Genomic DNA, 13,453 nt, shown 5'->3' with positions numbered 1-13,453 from the left:
ACATCTATGTTAAAAACTAAAAACTTATTTCTTACAGCTCTTTTTTTTGTACCGCAAGTTTTTTTCGCACAATATACTGACATTATCAACTCCAATCGTCCAGGCGAAACAATGTCTGCATACGCCGTTGGAAAAACTGTATTTCAAGCTGAATTAGGGATTTACGGTATTAAAGAAAAACATGATTTACTAGGCTATAATTCTAATGGTTTTGGTACTGATTTAACCCTGCGCTACGGTGCATTTCTTGAAAAACTGGAATTCATTCTTGATCTTCAGTATCAAATGGAAAATTTTGATACTCCTTTTACCTCTTATAAAAAAAACAATTTCAGACAAACTGTTTTAGGAGCTAAATATTTGATTTACGATCCTTATAAAAACTATAACAAAACAGATAATATATACAGCTACAAAGCCAATCATAGCTTTAATTGGCATGAATTAATCCCTGCGGTTTCAATATTTGCAGGAGCTAATTTTGTGGGTGCTGATAATCCTTATTATTTTTCTCCTCAATCAGCTATTTCTCCAAAAGTAGCATTGATTACTCAAAATCTTTTTGGGGGTGGAAAATGGGTTTTTGTAACTAATATTATTGCTGATTACATAGGAACTGACTATCCTAGTTATGGTTACGTATTAACTTTAACACATGGATTCAATAACAAATGGTCTGGTTTTATCGAAAATCAAGGCTATAAAAGCGATTTCTACAGTGATGCCATTGTTCGTGGCGGAGCAGCTTATTTAATCAATCCGAATCTTCAGGTTGATGCTTCTATAAGTACGAACTTCAAAAACACTCCGTCAATACTTTATGGCGGTGTAGGAGTTTCATGGCGTTATGACGGACGCTATAAAGAGAAGCAGATCGAAGTAAAAAACAGCGCAAAAGCAAAAAAGAACAAGGATAACGAATTAGACCAAAAAGTAGATTATCAGGAAAAAGAAAGAAAACGTAAGTCTAAATACGAATAAGAATTTAACAACTAAACCTCTCCAAGAGAGACTTTTTATAATACCAACTGAATGATTACAATAAAAGAAGCCAAAACCAAAAAAGAACTAACTGACTATATTAAGTTTCCGTTTTCATTATACAAAGACAATCCATACTGGGTTCCGCCTATTATTGCAGACGAGTTAGAATCGTTTGACAAAACCAAAAACCCCGCTTTTGATAGTGCAGAAGCTTATTTTTATATAGCGTACAAAAACGATGAAATTGTTGGTCGTATTACTGCAATCATAAACTGGTCTGAAGTTAACAATCAGCATAAAAGAAAAGTTCGTTTTGGCTGGTTTGATGTTATTGATGATATCGAAGTTACAAAAGCTTTATTAGAGAAAGTTTACGAACTTGGAAGACAGCACGGTTTGGAGCATGTTGAAGGCCCAATGGGATTCTCAAATCTGGATAAAGTTGGGGTTCTCACTGAAGGGTATGACCAAATGGGAACTATGATTACCTGGTATAACAATCCTTATTACGTAACACATTTTGAGCAACTGGGTTTTCAGGTAGAAAAGGAATATATCGAAAGTATTTTTCCATTTTCGAATGTTAAACCTGAATTCTTCCTGAAAGCACAAGAACTAATCAAAAAAAGATATAATTTACGCGCTTTAACTTTCACCAAGACAAAAGACATTATGCCGCATGTCGACAAAATGTTTGATTTGTTTAATGATTCTTATGCAAGTCTGGCTTCTTTTGTGGCAATTACAGATGTTCAGAAAGAATATTTTAAAAAGAAATACATCAGTTTTATCAATCCGGAATACATCAAATTTGTGGTTGACAAAGATGACAATCTGGTTGCTTTTAGTATCGTAATGCCAAGCTTTTCTGAAGCTTTACAAAAAGCTAAAGGAAAGCTATTCCCTTTTGGATTCATTCACTTATTGAGAGCCCGCAGAAAGAGTAAAGATGTTGTTTTTTACCTTATCGGAGTTCATCCGGACTACCAAAACAAAGGCGTTACAGCAATTATCTTTGATGAGTATTTTAAAACTTTCTCTGAAAAAGGAATTCAAACTTGCATCAGAACTCCAGAATTAGCAGACAATACAGCGATTCATTTATTATGGAAAAACTTTGATCCAAAAGTTCATTGTCAGAGAAAAACATATTTGAAGTATCTTTAAGGGTATTTTTCGTATTATATAAAAAAATCCATTCGACGAATCGAATGGATTTTTTCTTTTTACATTTTTTTTATTTCTTTATTCCTGTACTACTGAGGACAATCTACTTTAGTCAAAGTATTTTTTGCATCAAATTTTAATTTCTTTTTATCCTTAAAAGTTACTTTATTATTTGCGTCTACCACATCTCCATATCCTTCGATAAGAGTTCCGTCTTTTTGTAAAAAAACTACTTCTCGAACAGAAGAAACACCTTCAGACACAAAAGTATAATCTGCAATTAGCGTATCACCTTTCATGTTTCCTATTAAGGTACCTTCATTTTTATCTTTTCCTGTTAAATTGTAACTTAATTTTCCGTTTACTTCCTGATGTGAATTTACATTAAAACTTAATGCCACGATATTTCCATTTAGTCTTGATGCAAAACACTGATCTCCTGCCGGTTCTGTAACCTCAGCTTCTTTTGGAGGATCTGGCGTAATTTCAGGTGCGGGTGTAGGCTCTGCCTTTTTACAAGAAACTAAAACAACTAAAATTATTGCTGTTATTGCTAATACTTTTTTCATAATGCTATTTTTTACTGTGGTTTAGAAATATAAATTTACACTAAATAAAAAAAAATCCATTCGCATAACGAATGGATTTTTTTACATAATTTCCATATTACAGGAATCTATTTTCTAGAAATTAAGCATCAAGATCAACAGTAGTTCTACTTGCAATTTCTTTGTACGTTCCGTTTTCTAATTTTTCACGAATTGCTTCAAATGCAGTAAGTGTTTCATCAATATCACCTAAAGTATGTGAAGTTGTTGGAATCATTCTCAATAGAATAATACCTTTTGGAATTACCGGATAAATTACAATCGATAAGAAAATGCCATAGTTTTCTCTTAAATCATTTACCATAACCATTGCTTCCGGAACACTTCCCTCTAAATAAACAGGTGTTACACAAGTATTTGTATCTCCAATATTGAAGTTTCTTGAACGTAATCCGTTTTGCAATGCATTAACATTTTCCCAAAGTTTATCTTTCAATTCCGGATGATTACGTAATAACTCTAAACGCTTCAAAGAACCAATTGTTTGAATCATTGGTAATGCTTTTGCAAACATTTGAGAACGTAAATTATATTTTAAATAATCAATGATGTCTTTATCCGCAGCAATAAAAGCTCCAATATTTGCCATTGATTTTGCAAAAGTCGAGAAATAAACATCAATACCATCCTGAACTCCTTGCTCTTCACCTGCTCCGGCTCCTGTTTTACCAAGTGTACCAAAACCATGTGCATCATCTACTAATAGACGGAAATTATATTTCTCTTTTAAAGCAACAATTTCTTTTAATTTACCTTGTTGTCCTCGCATTCCGAAAACGCCTTCGGTAATAAACAAAATTCCACCACCTGTTTCTGTAGCCATTTTAGTAGCACGTTGCAGATTTTTCTCCATACTCTCAAGATCATTGTGTTTGTAGGTAAAACGTTTACCCATATGCAAACGAACACCATCAATAATACAAGCATGAGAATCTACATCATAAACAATAATATCATTTTTAGTAACCAACGCATCAATAGTAGATACCATTCCCTGATAACCAAAATTCAATAAATAAGCTGCTGGTTTCATTACAAATTCAGCCAACTCATTTTCTAATTGTTCGTGGTATTTAGTATGTCCAGACATCATACGAGCTCCCATTGGATAAGCTGCTCCGTATTGAGTTGCAGCATCAATATCAGCCTGACGAACCTCTGGATGATTTGCAAGACCTAAATAGTCATTCAAACTCCAATTTAAAATATTTTTTCCACCAAATTGCATTCTTGGACCAAGTTCACCTTCTAATTTAGGGAAAACAAAATAACCCTCAGCTTGTGAAGCCCATTTTCCTAATGGCCCTTTGTTGTTCTGAATTCTTTCGAATAAATCTTTTACCATAAATATATTTTGAAGTAATAATTTTAATTTATACAGGGTGCAAAAATAATGATTATTATTCTAAAATAGAGTTTGGTAATTATTTTTATTAAAAAATATTGCCCATATCGAGTCCTTATCAGTAAAGCTTTCAGTCTACACATCTTTTCTTGTAAGATTATATCCTTCATAAAATCAAAAAATTTGAAATAACCGATCAAAAAGTACGAAATACATGACTTTTATCATAATAAAAGACAAAACAGTCTTTTATTTTTACTTCAGATTTAAAACTAAAATAGAACCAAATAATTATGAGAAAGAAGCACCTAACTTCCGGTAAAATGAAAATCTTTTTTTATGCAATATGCGTGGCAATGGTCGTATCATCATGCAAAAAAGACGAAACTCCAACCGATTACACCAAAATTAGTACTGACGGACAAATGGAAGCGGAACTTACAGCGCCGCCAAAAGTTCCGAAGCCTGTTGGTAATCGTCCCGCCATGAAACTAAAAGTAAACATGGAAATAAAAGAACAGGAAGGCACTATGGCCGATGGCGTGACATATACTTATTGGACATTTGGCGGTTCCGTTCCCGGAAGCTTCATTAGAACTCGTGTTGGAGACGAAGTTGAGTTTCACTTAAAGAATCATCCTGACAATAAATTACCGCACAACATTGACTTACATGCTGTAACTGGTCCTGGTGGAGGCGCATCATCCTCTTTAGTAGCTCCGGGTCATGAAAAAGTTTTTAGTTTTAAAGTAATAAATCCAGGTTTGTACGTGTATCATTGTGCGACTGCGCCTGTGGGAATGCATATTGCAAACGGAATGTATGGTTTGATTTTGGTTGAACCAGAAGGCGGACTTCCTCCAGTTGATAAGGAATACTACGTTATGCAAGGTGATTTTTATACACAAGGCGAATATGGAGCCAAAGGACTTCAGCCTTTTGACATGAATAAAGCAGTTAAAGAAACTCCGGATTATGTCGTTTTTAACGGAAAAGTAGGTTCGCTGACCAACGGAAATGAACTTACCGCAAAAGTAGGCGAAACGGTCCGATTATTTGTTGGAAACGGTGGTCCAAACTTAGTTTCGTCGTTTCACGTAATTGGAGAAATATTCGATAATGTTCATGTAGAAGGTGGCGCTCTTATCAATAAAAATGTTCAAACTACTTTGATTCCTGCAGGTGGATCTGCTATTGTTGATTTTAAAGTAGAAACTCCCGGAAATTTCATTTTGGTAGATCACTCTATTTTCAGAGCATTTAATAAAGGTGCTTTAGGAATTCTAAAAGTTGAAGGCAACGAAAATAAAAAGATTTATTCCGGAACAATTCAGGAAGGAATTTATTTGCCCGAAGGTGGAACTATCCAGAATATGCCAGCTAACACAGCAGTAAAAACAGCTCCGCCAAAAAGAACTGTAGCAGACAGAATAAAAATTGGAAAAGAAATTTTCGAGACAACCTGTTTTGCCTGCCATCAATCTGAAGGACAAGGAATTCCAAATGCTTTCCCTCCTCTTGCAAAATCAGATTATTTAAATGCAGATTCTAAACGTGCCATCAAAACAATTCTTCATGGTTTAAGCGGCGAAGTAACCGTAAATGGGAAGAAATTTAACAGCATTATGCCGGCACAAAACTTATCTGATGATGAAATTGCCAATGTTATGACTTATATCTATAACAGTTGGGGAAATAATAAAACCGAAGTTACTCCAGAAATGGTAAAAGCACAACGATAATCGCATCAATAATATGCAAAAGAGCATTTTAATTCTTATTCTTTTCTTAGTCCAAATTCCATCTATAAGTGGACAAGAATCGAAAATGGTTCCGATAAAAGAGGGCAATTTTGTCCCTCTTTACGGAGCTACAACAAAAAAACCTGTCAACGTCAAGTCATTTTATATCGATGTTTATCCCGTTACCAATAGTGAATATCTAAGTTTTGTCAAGAAGAATCCTGATTACGGTAAATCTAAAATAAAAGGGATTTTTGCCGATAAAAGCTATTTACAATATTGGAAAACTGATTTTGATTTTGGAAACGTAAATCCTAAATCTCCCGTTACAAATATTTCCTGGTTTGCCGCCAAAAAATATTGCGAGTGCCAAGGAAAACGTTTACCAACAATGGAAGAATGGGAATATGCAGCTATGGCCGATGAAAAAAAGATAGACGCGAGAACCAAAGCAGAATTCAACAAATACATTTTGTCGTGGTATGAAAAATCAAAAACATACGAGAATCCAATTGGCAAAACCTTCAAAAATTATTGGGGCGTTTACGACATGCACGGATTGGTATGGGAATGGACTTCTGATTTTAACAGCATTTTTTTATCCGGAGAATCCAGAAAAGACAAAAGCAATGATAAAAATCTCTTTTGTGGTGCTGCTTCTGTCAATGCAACAGATTTAATGGATTATGCCGCTTTTATGCGATACGCTTTTAGAGGAAGTCTTAAAGCACAATATTCAACACGAAATTTAGGATTTCGATGTGCCAGTACAACAAAACTATAATTACAAAATCATTTTAAAAATGAAAAAATCAATAATTGTGTTTTTTATGCTTCTTTTTACTTTACAAAGCTGTAAGGATTCTAAGAAAGAAGAAAACAAACCAAAAGTAGAAACTAAAGAAATAACAGATCTGTCCATTTATAATTTGCCTTCTCAATGGACTACGCAAGATGGGAAAAACATCGAACTAAAAAGCCTTAAAGGGAATGTCCTTGTTATGGTTATGATTTATACTTCCTGCAAAGCTGCGTGTCCCAGATTAGTGGCAGATATGAGAGATATCGAGAAAAAACTAGATCAAAAAACCAAAAAAAATGTCAAACTTATTTTGGTAAGTATAGATCCGAAAACTGATACACCTCAAAAATTAAAAGCTTTTGCAATAGTCAATAAAATGAATCAAAACCCTTGGATATTTCTTCGTTCTACAGAAGAAAACACACGTGAATTTGCTGCTGTTCTGGCAATAAATTACAAACAAATTTCTCCTATGGATTTTTCTCATTCTAATATTATAAGCGTTTTTAATCCTGATGGCGAATTGATATTTCAGCAAGAAGGCTTGGGCGTGAATAATGCAGAGACAGTGAAAACAATAAATAACGAAGCTCAAAAAATATAATTTTTAAGGTTGATTCGGAAGAAAGCAAGAGGCGATTTTAATTAATCGACTCTTGTTTTTTTTGTTTTTAGTATTGAAGTAATCATTAATATCAAACCGATGATTATAAAAATACTGGCTCCAAAAACACTTTCGTAATACCCAAAAAGTAATCCCTTATTTTGATAAAAAAAGATTCCTTGTAAAAACAAGAATATTTCAGTCAACGCATATCCCAGAAAAAAAGATTTTATTCCAATTTTAAACCAATAGGATTGACTTGATAAAAGTTTGTTCTGAAACAATATACCCAATAAAAATCCTGTTATGATTCCTAATGTTGTTAAGTGAATAAATCCAATAACCCAATTTCTAATTTGATGTGAAACTTCAGCAAGATCAGGTATAACAACCATTAATTGTATTCCAATTTTTAGAAATAAAGACCATAATGCCAAACTATAAGCCAATTTCGCTGTTGCATCTAAATTCGTTTTGAACTGCTTTATTTGAGGTTTCAGCATTCTGTAGAAATAAATAAAAGAAACCAATTGCAACAGAACTCCAACTGTATTGGTCGCATTCAAAATACTATTTTTAATATACCAGCTTACAGGAAATGCAACCGTAAGCAAAGTAGCTATTATAAGTAATGTCGAAAAAATTCTAAATTCGTTTACCGCTATTTTATTTTTAAACTGTTTAAGAAACAAAGCCAAAACAGCAAATAAAAACCAGCCATTAAATTGAAAATGCAGAAAAAACTGAATGGCTATTTGATAAAAAGAACTTTGTTTTCCCAACATATTTATTGTTGGTCCTAAACACCAAACTCCAAATGTAGAAAATACCATAAACAGAATTGCCATTTGCAAAAGTCTTTTATCACATATTCTGCCATTAGAACAATCTCTCCAAACTAGCCAGCAAAAAACATAACTCAATAAAATATGTAACGTCGAAAATACAATCGAAAACAAAGCATATCCTTGAATTGGAAATGAAATCATCATTCCGATAACACTAAATTCAGTAATCCAGAATAATTGATTATAAATTGGTTTCTGACTTTTATCTTTTGGAATAAAAAAATGAACTACCAAAACGTAAATCATCAAATAAACCCAGCCCAACATCGCAACATGAGAATGCGCATGAAGCGTATAAATATAGTTTATACTTTTTAAAGGAAACAAAAAAGAGAAACGCATTAACAATCCCATAACTGCCGCTATCAGAAAATTAAAAAAGCAACATATTATCCAACTTCTTTGTGAGTTCATTACAGATCTGGTTTTATTTTCTTTTAAATAAAAATGCACTAAGAACAATCCATTTTGATAGGATTCGCTTAGTGCATTTCTTTCTAACCTTATTATTCTAAGCGAACTCTTGTTCTAAAATTACAGCTTTAGGAAACAAAATATTATTCTCAAGATGAATATGCTTGTGCAAATCTTCTTCAAACTCTTTTAGCATTGCAAAAGTTACTTTATAAGTGGTACAGCCATCACTTGGCGCAGTATAATTATTAGTTAAAATTGCGATTTCTCTAAAGCGTTCTCCTTCATTATCATGTTCCTGCATCATCATTGCAATTGGATTTGATACCGTCCCAAAAGAAGGTTGAGATAAAACACCATTAGCTTCTTTGGTTTTAACCATTCTTTTGATAAAAGGGAATAACATCAATTCTTCTTTTTTCATATGTTGAGAAAGCTCGCCCGCACCTGCTGTAAACAATTCATTTATTTTAAACAATTCCGGATGACCTGCGCCATGAACACTGCATAATTTATCTAAAAACTGAATAAGAACCGTTGTTTTCTCTTCTACATAACGGTGATGCGTTTTCTCAATATAATCTACTAATAAATCTAAAGGCCAAGAATTAAAGTCAATTGTATTCCCTTTTTCAGACTGAAGAACATCATAAACATTTTGCAGTAAAACATCTGCGTCGATTTCTTGTTTTTCGCAAACTTCAGCAAGAGTTCTGTTGCCTTTACAGCAAAAATCGATTTGATATTTTGTAAATACCGCAGCTGTTCTAAAATCCTGTGCTACAAATGAACCAATTGTTTTATTTTTTAAATTTTCCATTTTACTTTTATTTAATTTATTATTTATTGAAATCACAATAAAAGACAAAACTATCTTTTATTGTGATATTAAAAAACTCCAGCACTTAAAAGCATTAGAGTTTATACTTTATTCTACTATTAAAACACCTTTCATCATTGCATAATGCCCCGGAAAAGTACATAAAAAGTTATAAGTTCCTTTTTTATCAATAGTAAATTCGATTGTATCCTCTTCTCCTCCACCAAGTAATTTAGTATGCGCTACAATTGATGCTTTTTCTGATGCAGGAATATAATCAGTGTCTTTTGCCGCCATTGCTTTTGTTGCAAAAGCAGCTTCATCTGTACCTTCTTGCAAAATCACTAAATTATGTCCCATTGCTTCTTTTGGCGTTTGACCAACATGTTTTAGCGTTAAGGTAATTGGTTTTCCGGCAACAGCATGCAATTCTGTTTCATTAAACTGCATTTGATCGTTTCCTTCAATAACCAAAACATTGCTTACAGCAGGAGTTTCTCCCTCACCAGTTGATTCGTTAGCTTCTGTTTGCTCATCAGTTGGTGCTGTTTCTTTTTTTCCGCAAGAAGTTACTGCTAAAAATCCCATTAGCATTATCATCGAAATTTTAATTCTTTTATTCATTATTAAGTATTTAAATTATAATATTTTATTCGTTTTTAATTAATGTTTTCAAATAAAAATCTCCGGAATTTACTCCCGAAGCCAACTGTTCTAATGTAGTATTGGAAAGCATTGCCAGTAATAATTCACGGATTTTTTTAAACTCATTATGAACCGGACAAGGATGCGTTTCTGAACATTCTTTAAGCCCAATACCGCAGCCTTTATAAATGGCATCGCCATCAATTGCATCTACAATTTGGATTAGTTTTATAGATTTTACAGCTTCATTTGAAACCTCAAAACCGCCACCAACTCCTTTTGCCGAAATAATAATACCATTCTTAGTCAGAATCTGCATTATTTTGGCCGTAAAAGGTTCCGGAGAATCTATTTCTTTTGCCACATCTTTTATCCCGACCCGAATTCCTTCTGACGATTTGGTAGCAATAAATATAGAAGCCCGAATGCCGTACTCACATGCTTTTGAAAACATAAAAAATGGATTAAATTGATTACAAATATATTCAAAGAAGCATTAAAAGACAAATTTATCCTTAATTAATTTTTATAAAAAATATCTTATTTATAATCAAAATAATTAATATCCGGAAAAAGACTTATTTAAGATCAAATTCCCATAAAACCAATTTTAGTTTTACCTTTGAATTTATCTAATTTTTTTAATACCTAAATAATGGCTTTAAGCAACTCTAAAGATCTAAAATTAGCCGTTCTTATTGATGCCGACAACGTTCCGTACAGCAACGTAAAAGGTATGATGGAAGAAATAACGAAATTTGGAACACCAACTACAAAACGTATTTATGCAGACTGGACCAAACCAAATTCTAATGGCTGGAAAGGTGTTTTACTCGAACATGCCATCACTCCTATTCAACAATACAGTTATACTGTTGGAAAAAACTCCTCAGATTCTGCCTTAATTATCGATGCAATGGATTTGCTTTATTCCGGTAAACTAGATGGATTTTGCATTGTTTCGAGCGATAGCGATTTTACCCGTTTGGCAATTCGCCTTCGTGAATCTGGCATGAAAGTTATTGGTATTGGCGAAAAGAAAACGCCAAACTCCTTTATAGTAGCCTGTGACAGATTTATTTATATTGAAGTTTTGGATGGAGCAATCCAGAAGAAAAAACCAAAAGTTACCGCTGCCGCTGATGCCAAAAAACCTGTAGAAAAACCCGCCGAAAAAGCTTTACATAAAATTGACAAGCAAACCATCGAACTTATTGAAGCCACTATTGAAGATATTGAAGACGACGATGGCTGGGCATTTTTGGGCGATGTAGGAAATTTAATCGTTAAGAAGAAACCTGAATTTGACCCAAGAAACTATGGTTTTTCTAAGCTTACGCCAATGTTAAAATCTTTGACTGAAATTCTTGAAATCGACGAAAGAGAATCAGACAAAAAAGGAATTAAACATGTTTACGTTCGATTACGTTTCAACTAATTATTAAATTATCATATATTAAAATTTTAAAAACATGAGAAAAAAATTCTTTATCTACGGATTCTTATTGTTTCTAATTGTTGCAGTAACTTATTACTATACTGACCGCGGTTTTTTACTCGTTATTCTTTTGCCAATACTATTAATTGTTGGTGTTTACAATACAACTCAAACTAAACATGCTATTCTAAGAAATTTCCCGGTTTTAGGCTATTTCAGATATTTATTTGAAATGATTGCTCCTGAAATTCAGCAATATTTTATCGAAAGATCGACTGATGGAAAACCATTCTCCAGAAATCAGCGTTCCTTAGTGTACCAAAGAGCCAAAAATATCGATTCAAGCACACCTTTTGGAACACAACAAAACTTAAATCATGATAGTTACGAAGGAATAAAACATTCTGTTTTTCCCGCAAAAGTTAACGAAGAATTACCTCGTGTATTAGTAGGCGGGAAAGATTGTAAACAACCCTATCTTGCTTCTTTATTTAATGTTTCGGCTATGAGTTTTGGTTCGCTAAGCGAAAATGCGGTTCGCGCCATAAACATTGGTGCTAAAAAAGGAAATTTCTATCAAAATACTGGAGAAGGTGGTTTAACCGAATTTCATCTTGCAGGCGGTGGCGATATTACGTGGCAAATTGGAACAGGATATTTTGGATGCCGAAATGCTGAAGGAAATTTTGATCCTGAAAAATTCTCAGAAAAAGCCAATCTTCCTAACGTAAAAATGATTGAGATTAAGCTTTCGCAAGGTGCAAAACCAGGTCATGGTGGTGTACTTCCTGCGGCTAAAAACACCGTACAAATTGCAAAAATAAGAGGCGTTGAACCACATACAATGATTCTTTCTCCTCCCGGGCATCATGCTTTTTCAGACAGCAAAGGACTTATTCATTTTATTGCGCGATTGCGTGAATTATCAAACGGAAAACCTATTGGATTTAAATTATGTATTGGTAACACCAACGAATTTGAAGCTATTTGTCACGAGATGATTGCCGAAGATATTTTTCCTGATTTCATAACCGTTGATGGTGCCGAAGGAGGTACCGGAGCTGCTCCGTTAGAATTTGCAGATGGCGTTGGAATGCCTTTTGAACCGGCTTTAATCTTTGTAAACAAAACATTGGTCAGACTGAATATTCGAGATAAAATACGCATTATTGGCAGCGGAAAAATTATTTCCGGATATTCTATTTTACATGCCGTTGCTTTGGGGGCAGACATGTGCAATAGTGCTCGTGGTTTCATGTTCTCCTTAGGTTGTATTCAGGCATTGCGTTGTCATAATAACGAATGTCCTACCGGAGTTGCAACTCAAAACAAAATGCTTATGAAAGGTCTTGTTGTAACCGATAAATCAGATCGTGTTTATCATTTCCATAAAAATACTTTGCACGCTGCAAATGAACTTTTGGCTGCAGCCGGCAAGAAAAATTTTGCTGATGTTGACATTAACATCTTTATGCGTGGCGACGAATTTGGAAACCTATCCGATTCTTATTTTCCGGATATTTTAACGAATGTAGCTAAACACATTAATGACAAAAAGTCTCTTTGAATTCACAAAGAAACTTTTCATTAGAAATATTTTCATCAAATGCTGTTTAAAACAACATTCTTGTTATTTTAATAATCCGGCTATTTCTTCCTTATTAATTATTTGCTTCATAAGAACGGTATTGTCATTCGCCAGATAATAAGCATCAAATTGCACTCCTTCTTCAACCAATTGCTTAGGAATCTGATCTTTATTTATCATTTGTTTCAACAAGTTTGGAAAGTCTTTATTAGCCGAAGCTTCATTCGATACATTTTTTTCTAAACTGGTTTCAAAACGCAATTCAATTTTATTGTCGTTTATATAGCCCCTTGCAGTTGTAAGTGTTACGTGATCACCTTTAAAACTTTTGGCAGCAGCATTATAGGAAACAACATATTCCTGAAGTTTTTGTTTGGTATTTTTACAGCTTACCAGCATTAAAACAACCATAATTGCAAACGAGATTTGACTTATTTTCCTGATCATA

The 13,453-nt window shown here is 33.5% G+C and carries 14 protein-coding genes; 7 read left to right on the top strand and 7 right to left on the bottom strand.

Annotation, left to right across the window (positions count from 1 at the left end; all coding sequences use genetic code 11):
- Positions 1 to 6 precede the first annotated feature (6 nt).
- Together CHB81_RS15130 and CHB81_RS15125 are read left to right on the top strand one after the other, a co-directional pair.
- A complete protein-coding gene (locus tag CHB81_RS15130; RefSeq protein ID WP_089352696.1) occupies positions 7 to 981 on the top strand; it encodes a transporter in 975 nt (324 codons plus the stop codon).
- A gap of 51 nt (positions 982 to 1,032) precedes the next feature.
- Entirely contained in the window at positions 1,033 to 2,151 is a 1,119-nt protein-coding gene (locus tag CHB81_RS15125) for a GNAT family N-acetyltransferase (protein WP_089352695.1), read from the top strand.
- A gap of 89 nt (positions 2,152 to 2,240) precedes the next feature.
- Here the strand turns inward: CHB81_RS15125 and CHB81_RS15120 are convergent, their stop codons facing one another.
- Together CHB81_RS15120 and CHB81_RS15115 are read right to left on the bottom strand one after the other, a co-directional pair.
- Complete coding sequence (locus CHB81_RS15120; RefSeq protein ID WP_089352694.1) at positions 2,241 to 2,720, bottom strand: hypothetical protein; 480 nt, start codon at positions 2,718 to 2,720, stop codon at positions 2,241 to 2,243.
- Positions 2,721 to 2,841: 121 nt separating this feature from the next.
- Positions 2,842 to 4,104 (bottom strand): pyridoxal phosphate-dependent aminotransferase family protein, encoded by a 1,263-nt coding sequence (locus CHB81_RS15115; protein WP_089352693.1) that lies wholly within the window; start codon positions 4,102 to 4,104, stop codon positions 2,842 to 2,844.
- 323 nt (positions 4,105 to 4,427) lie between these two features.
- Between CHB81_RS15115 and nirK the strand changes: the two genes are divergently transcribed.
- From nirK to CHB81_RS15100, 3 genes are read left to right on the top strand one after another with little or no spacing between them, the layout of a single operon-like run.
- Entirely contained in the window at positions 4,428 to 5,846 is a 1,419-nt protein-coding gene (nirK, locus tag CHB81_RS15110) for a copper-containing nitrite reductase (RefSeq protein ID WP_254921118.1), read from the top strand.
- A gap of 13 nt (positions 5,847 to 5,859) precedes the next feature.
- Positions 5,860 to 6,630: a formylglycine-generating enzyme family protein gene (locus tag CHB81_RS15105; RefSeq protein ID WP_089352691.1), complete on the top strand. Its 771-nt coding sequence runs from the start codon at positions 5,860 to 5,862 to the stop codon at positions 6,628 to 6,630.
- 19 nt (positions 6,631 to 6,649) lie between these two features.
- The gene (locus CHB81_RS15100) at positions 6,650 to 7,252 is read left to right on the top strand and encodes an SCO family protein (protein ID WP_089352690.1); all 603 of its coding nucleotides are present in this window, start codon (positions 6,650 to 6,652) and stop codon (positions 7,250 to 7,252) included.
- A gap of 41 nt (positions 7,253 to 7,293) precedes the next feature.
- On the opposite strand, the gene CHB81_RS15095 is transcribed toward CHB81_RS15100, so the two are convergent.
- The 4 genes from CHB81_RS15095 to CHB81_RS15080 form a co-directional block, all read right to left on the bottom strand.
- Positions 7,294 to 8,514 carry a hypothetical protein gene (locus CHB81_RS15095; protein ID WP_089352689.1) on the bottom strand — a complete coding sequence of 407 codons (1,221 nt, stop codon included), beginning with the start codon at positions 8,512 to 8,514 and terminating at the stop codon, positions 7,294 to 7,296.
- A 97-nt stretch (positions 8,515 to 8,611) separates the two neighbouring features.
- Positions 8,612 to 9,334: an iron-sulfur cluster repair di-iron protein gene (ric, locus tag CHB81_RS15090; RefSeq protein WP_089352688.1), complete on the bottom strand. Its 723-nt coding sequence runs from the start codon at positions 9,332 to 9,334 to the stop codon at positions 8,612 to 8,614.
- Between the two features lie 108 nt (positions 9,335 to 9,442).
- Entirely contained in the window at positions 9,443 to 9,958 is a 516-nt protein-coding gene (azu, locus tag CHB81_RS15085; protein WP_089352687.1) for an azurin, read from the bottom strand.
- A 25-nt stretch (positions 9,959 to 9,983) separates the two neighbouring features.
- Positions 9,984 to 10,433 (bottom strand): Rrf2 family transcriptional regulator, encoded by a 450-nt coding sequence (locus CHB81_RS15080; RefSeq protein WP_089352686.1) that lies wholly within the window; start codon positions 10,431 to 10,433, stop codon positions 9,984 to 9,986.
- 201 nt (positions 10,434 to 10,634) lie between these two features.
- Between CHB81_RS15080 and CHB81_RS15075 the strand changes: the two genes are divergently transcribed.
- The gene (locus tag CHB81_RS15075) at positions 10,635 to 11,417 is read left to right on the top strand and encodes an NYN domain-containing protein (protein ID WP_089352685.1); all 783 of its coding nucleotides are present in this window, start codon (positions 10,635 to 10,637) and stop codon (positions 11,415 to 11,417) included.
- Between the two features lie 34 nt (positions 11,418 to 11,451).
- The gene (locus tag CHB81_RS15070; RefSeq protein WP_089352684.1) at positions 11,452 to 12,984 is read left to right on the top strand and encodes an FMN-binding glutamate synthase family protein; all 1,533 of its coding nucleotides are present in this window, start codon (positions 11,452 to 11,454) and stop codon (positions 12,982 to 12,984) included.
- A gap of 63 nt (positions 12,985 to 13,047) precedes the next feature.
- On the opposite strand, the gene CHB81_RS15065 is transcribed toward CHB81_RS15070, so the two are convergent.
- Complete coding sequence (locus tag CHB81_RS15065) at positions 13,048 to 13,452, bottom strand: hypothetical protein (RefSeq protein ID WP_089352683.1); 405 nt, start codon at positions 13,450 to 13,452, stop codon at positions 13,048 to 13,050.
- Position 13,453 lies beyond the last annotated feature (1 nt).

This window comes from Flavobacterium sp. ov086 (assembly GCF_900187965.1).
GTDB lineage: Bacteria > Bacteroidota > Bacteroidia > Flavobacteriales > Flavobacteriaceae > Flavobacterium.
The sequence above is the reverse complement of the archived record's forward strand: the minus strand, read 5'-3'. Positions and strand labels throughout refer to the sequence as shown.

What these genes read in the sequence shown, in the direction of transcription:
- CHB81_RS15130 (WP_089352696.1), top strand. Translation starts at nt 7, where the DNA reads ATGTTAAAAACTAAAAACTTATTTCTTACAGCTCTTTTTTTTGTACCG.
- CHB81_RS15125 (WP_089352695.1), top strand. Translation starts at nt 1,033, where the DNA reads ATGATTACAATAAAAGAAGCCAAAACCAAAAAAGAACTAACTGACTAT.
- CHB81_RS15120 (WP_089352694.1), bottom strand. Translation starts at nt 2,720, where the DNA reads ATGAAAAAAGTATTAGCAATAACAGCAATAATTTTAGTTGTTTTAGTT.
- CHB81_RS15115 (WP_089352693.1), bottom strand. Translation starts at nt 4,104, where the DNA reads ATGGTAAAAGATTTATTCGAAAGAATTCAGAACAACAAAGGGCCATTA.
- nirK (WP_254921118.1), top strand. Translation starts at nt 4,428, where the DNA reads ATGAAAATCTTTTTTTATGCAATATGCGTGGCAATGGTCGTATCATCA.
- CHB81_RS15105 (WP_089352691.1), top strand. Translation starts at nt 5,860, where the DNA reads ATGCAAAAGAGCATTTTAATTCTTATTCTTTTCTTAGTCCAAATTCCA.
- CHB81_RS15100 (WP_089352690.1), top strand. Translation starts at nt 6,650, where the DNA reads ATGAAAAAATCAATAATTGTGTTTTTTATGCTTCTTTTTACTTTACAA.
- CHB81_RS15095 (WP_089352689.1), bottom strand. Translation starts at nt 8,514, where the DNA reads ATGAACTCACAAAGAAGTTGGATAATATGTTGCTTTTTTAATTTTCTG.
- ric (WP_089352688.1), bottom strand. Translation starts at nt 9,334, where the DNA reads ATGGAAAATTTAAAAAATAAAACAATTGGTTCATTTGTAGCACAGGAT.
- azu (WP_089352687.1), bottom strand. Translation starts at nt 9,958, where the DNA reads ATGAATAAAAGAATTAAAATTTCGATGATAATGCTAATGGGATTTTTA.
- CHB81_RS15080 (WP_089352686.1), bottom strand. Translation starts at nt 10,433, where the DNA reads ATGTTTTCAAAAGCATGTGAGTACGGCATTCGGGCTTCTATATTTATT.
- CHB81_RS15075 (WP_089352685.1), top strand. Translation starts at nt 10,635, where the DNA reads ATGGCTTTAAGCAACTCTAAAGATCTAAAATTAGCCGTTCTTATTGAT.
- CHB81_RS15070 (WP_089352684.1), top strand. Translation starts at nt 11,452, where the DNA reads ATGAGAAAAAAATTCTTTATCTACGGATTCTTATTGTTTCTAATTGTT.
- CHB81_RS15065 (WP_089352683.1), bottom strand. Translation starts at nt 13,452, where the DNA reads ATGATCAGGAAAATAAGTCAAATCTCGTTTGCAATTATGGTTGTTTTA.